Source organism: Lutibacter sp. (assembly GCF_040883305.1).
In the GTDB taxonomy this organism is placed as follows: domain Bacteria; phylum Bacteroidota; class Bacteroidia; order Flavobacteriales; family Flavobacteriaceae; genus Lutibacter.
The window spans coordinates 1-4,165 of record NZ_JBFLKT010000318.1 but is presented as its reverse complement, the minus strand read 5'-3'; the positions used below and the strand labels follow the sequence as shown (position 1 = coordinate 4,165).

Annotated in this window: 6 protein-coding genes; 1 reads left to right on the top strand and 5 read right to left on the bottom strand. The window is 28.0% G+C overall.

Annotation, left to right across the window (positions count from 1 at the left end):
• On the top strand, positions 1–596 hold a 596-nt coding region (locus AB1Z17_RS10160; protein ID WP_368051691.1), incomplete at its 5' end, for a hypothetical protein.
• A gap of 146 nt (positions 597–742) precedes the next feature.
• Here the strand turns inward: AB1Z17_RS10160 and AB1Z17_RS10155 are convergent.
• The 5 genes from AB1Z17_RS10155 to AB1Z17_RS10135 all read right to left on the bottom strand — a co-directional run bounded on the left by AB1Z17_RS10155 (position 743) and on the right by AB1Z17_RS10135 (position 3,975).
• Positions 743–1,369, bottom strand: a complete 627-nt coding sequence (locus AB1Z17_RS10155) for a methylmalonyl-CoA mutase family protein (protein WP_368051690.1) — start codon at positions 1,367–1,369, stop codon at positions 743–745.
• Positions 1,359–2,681: a methylmalonyl-CoA mutase family protein gene (locus tag AB1Z17_RS10150; RefSeq protein ID WP_368051689.1), complete on the bottom strand. Its 1,323-nt coding sequence runs from the start codon at positions 2,679–2,681 to the stop codon at positions 1,359–1,361. Before AB1Z17_RS10150 ends, AB1Z17_RS10155 begins: the two co-directional genes overlap by 11 nt.
• 45 nt (positions 2,682–2,726) lie before the next feature.
• On the bottom strand, positions 2,727–3,047 hold the full coding sequence (locus AB1Z17_RS10145; RefSeq protein ID WP_368051688.1) for a septum formation initiator family protein: 321 nt from the start codon (positions 3,045–3,047) through the stop codon (positions 2,727–2,729).
• 3 nt (positions 3,048–3,050) lie between these two features.
• The gene (gene udk, locus AB1Z17_RS10140) at positions 3,051–3,656 is read right to left on the bottom strand and encodes a uridine kinase (protein WP_368051687.1); all 606 of its coding nucleotides are present in this window, start codon (positions 3,654–3,656) and stop codon (positions 3,051–3,053) included.
• A gap of 163 nt (positions 3,657–3,819) precedes the next feature.
• Entirely contained in the window at positions 3,820–3,975 is a 156-nt protein-coding gene (locus AB1Z17_RS10135; RefSeq protein WP_368051686.1) for a hypothetical protein, read from the bottom strand.
• Between the last annotated feature and the right edge of the window lie 190 nt (positions 3,976–4,165).

The following is a 4,165-nucleotide window of genomic DNA, read 5'->3' as shown; positions in this document are numbered from 1 at the left end:
TTAAACTTAACGAATCTGGAAGTTTTACAACTGGTTTTTGGGGAGGAATGGCAATGTCAAATGATAATGATGGAACGCATTATAAAGAGATAAACTATTATATGCAATATGCTAAAAATGGTTTCTCAATTGGATTATGGGATTTATTTAACACAAGAGGAGTTGCAAGTCCAGATGTGTGGGATTATAAGAAAGAAACATCAGGCCATTTATTAGATTTAAGAACATCATATAATTTTGGAGAAAGTTTCCCTTTAACTTTAGAAGCAGATTTTTTATTATTTGGTAGCGGAGATTCACAATTAGATTCAAACGGAGATTTTGAACAACGTACTTCTTCATATGTACAACTTTCTTATCCTTTAGTTAGTGATTCAAAAGTTAATGTAACTGGTTATGTCGGTGCTGGTTTCTCATTAAATGGAGATACCCATTTATATGGAAATGGAAAAGAAAATTTTGATATTGTGAATATTGGTTTTACAGCTTCTAAAACATTAAATTTATCTAATTTAACTATACCTCTTTCTGCAACTACAATGTGGAATCCATCGAATAAAATAGCTAGAGTTCAATTAGCAGTTACTTTATTCTAATTAGAAAATATTTACACAGAGTTCTTTATTTTTACATAACCCATAATTATAACAAAACAATTATAATTATGGGTTTTTTATATAAGAAAGTTAAATTGGGTCAATTTGTTTCCGTGCCTTATTTCTTTTTTTTGTTGGTTTTTAACTTAAACTGTGCTATTTTTAAACAAAATCCAAGATTTAGTCGCAATTTCTTCAGTCCTTTGCTCAACGTGCGTAGATCCTGCCCAAGGGTCAATTGTTTTTAATATTCCGGTTTCTTCTTCAAAAAACAAATGCTTTTTATCTTTTGAAATAACACACTGGCAACCTCCTGAAATGGCTTGAAAAGCATCAAAAGAAGTCTCAATTGTAGCATTTATATGTAATGCAAATGAGGATTGATTTTTTGGATTGAATTGCTTTATTAGTTTTGACCAAAGCATTCTAGCAGCACGTAATTTTGCAATTTCATCAAAATGGTTATTTCCGATTATTGTTTCAAAAGTTAATTTAGAAACAATGTTGTCAATTGTAGCATTTGCGTCAATTCCTTTTTGAATGTAGTTTAAGGATTCAGCTAAAAAAATTGATAATTCAACTTCGGGAGTTGTGTTTTCTTTAGAAAAAGTGTGAGTTGTGATTTTAGTTTTTAACGGAGTTTGAAAATACATAGTTGCATATATTCCCCTTAAATTTGGTGCAACACCTGCAATTGAATATTCATGTTCAAAAATTGTATCTTTTTTATTTTGAACCGTAATTTCTAAATTTGAAAAATCTTTACGCTTCATCTTTTATTCTTTTTTGTTCCAACTTTTTAGCTAACCTTTTTGGTGTTATTGGAATGATTAAAGTTTTGTAAGATGTGCCTTTTAAAGAAGGGTTTATTTGTAAGTCCTCTTTGGAATCAAATTCATTAGAATATTTATTAGTTCCTAATAAAACGAGATTACCAGCATCAAATTGAGCTTGCTCTTTTTGAGCATTTTCTTTTATTTTTCGCTGAATGGTTCCTTCTTTAAGTTGACTTAAAAAACCGCCACTTCTTTCAATATCTTTAAAAATAATTAGGGCTTTTTCGGCAAGTTGTTTGGTTAAATATTCAATATAATACGACTCTGTTGCAATATGTTGAGCATTTTTAAAGGAAAGTTTGTCCATCAAAACTAGTTGCTGATTCTCAACAAATTCACCAGACGTAAAATTAGTTGCAATTGTAGTGGAGCCTCCTAAAATAGCACTCATACTTTCTGCAGTTGTGCGCAAAGTATTTATAGTTGCACCAAATAAAGTTTTATTTCTTAAGCTTGGTTCGGTGTAAATTTTTGCAATTGCTGTTGTGTTATATTCACCTAAAATTAAATTATACAAATAACGGAAAGCTCTGATTTTGGCAATTTCAAAAAAGTAGTTACTTCCAGTAGCAAATTTAAACTGAATTCTATTCGCTATTTCATCTCCAAAAACTGTTAAGTATTCATTTGTGTGTGCTAAAGCGTAAGCGATTTGTTGCACAGTATTTGCACCAGCATTTTGATAAATTGTTGTATCAATGCTTATTATAAATGAATCAGAATTATCTTTTATTAGATTTTTAAGTATGCTATTATCTTTTTTTAACGATTTAAACCAATTGCCAGTTCTTGCTAAATTCCCAATAATATCAATATTAAAATAAGCTGTTTCATCTGCTAATTTTAGCACCAATTTATTGATAAAACCCTCATCTAAAAAGTTAAATTTAAAATGGAATTCAATATTTTTTTGTAGTAAATTATGAAATAATAATGTTGGATTAAATGGTTTTGAAGCTTCAAATAAAAGAGCAGTTGAGTCATTTTCTGTGGCCTTCAAAGCCTCAATATTAGCCATTTCTTCAGAAGAAATACTAATTTTAGTGCAAATTTTATAATCTTCTTTTGGAAGCGGAATAGTTAATTTTTCAAAAGTATCAAGATGATAAAATGGTGAGATGGTTATGCCTTCATTTGTTTTGGTTAGTAGTTTTTGATTATAATCAGCACCATCTAACTCAAACTGAATTTTTTGTTTCCAAGCTGCTGACGAACTTGGTGGAAATTCATTTATAAAAAAATTGGACATAGTTTTAAGTATTCAAAGAAAGATAATTTAAAATTAAAAATTACGTTATTTTTTTTCCAAAGTATCATATTGTATAATGTATATGTCTTCGTTTTCTTTTTTCATTTTATATTCTTCTCTCGCAAATTTTTCTAACTCTTCTTTATCATCAAGATTTTTTATTAACGCATCATCTTTTTTAATTTCCGATTTGTAATATTCTTTTTCACTATTCAGCTTTTCTATTTCTTTATTAAATTCTCTATGATTTAGCCAAGAGTTTTCATCAAAAAAAACCATCCAAACAATAAATGTTGCTAGAATTAACACATATTTATTGGTAATAATTTTTACAACTGGTTTATTTCGAAACTGCTTTAAAGTCATTAATTACAATTTATTACTTATAACGGTTCTAACGATATCTATTGCTACAGTATTGTATCTATCATTTGGAATAATAATATCCGCATAGTTTTTAGTTGGCTCAATAAACTGTTGATGCATAGGTTTTAACGTGTTTTGATATCTGGTTAATACCTCGTTTATATCTCTTCCACGCTCTTCAATATCGCGTCTAACTCTTCTAATTAAACGTTCATCTGTATCCGCGTGTACAAATATTTTAATATCGAAAATATCGCGTAATTCTTTATTGTTAAAAATTAAAATTCCTTCAACAATAACAACTTTTCTCGGATGTGTAATTAAAGCGTCTTTTGTTCGGTCATGTGTTACAAAAGAATAGACAGGTTGCTCAATAATTTCACCTTTACGCAGCGCATTTAAATGACTTACCAACAATTCAAAATCGATAGCTTTTGGGTGGTCAAAATTAATTTTTGTACGTTCTTCATAACTTAATTCATGTGTTTCGTTGTAATACGAATCTTGCGAAATAACGCAAACTTCATCAGCAGGTAATTCGTTTAATATTTGATTTACAACGGTTGTTTTACCACTTCCTGTTCCGCCAGCAATTCCAATTATAAGCATGTAGTTTTTTTATAAATTTTTACAAATTTAGCGAATAATAAATAAGAATCTAAAATAGCGTATTGAAATTAAATAAAAAATAGCGATTCAAACAAATAAGAAGGTTTTAATCAACAAAATACTTATTTCTACTAAAATTAATATATGCAAAAAAATAAAATTATTAACTTTTATTAGCGTAATTTTTTACAAACTCATCAAAATTCATTGGCTCTAAATTTCTAAGCGAATAATGTTTTAAATACGTTTTGTAATCTTTTTGTGCAGTTTCATTTAGACCTTCTGTAATAGAAGAATTTAGTTGGGAAATAGAACTCATAATAATAGAATTTGGGGTTGTTATTATGTTATTAAATAAAGTTAAATGGTATTTTTTTATTTTAACTTTTTAAAGTTACAAAAATAAATATAATAAACAAATAAATACACTCAATATAGAACTTCAAATTTATTTTAAAAGTAAAAACCTTACTTTTAACATGTTAACTTGCTTTTTTCACCTTTATTTA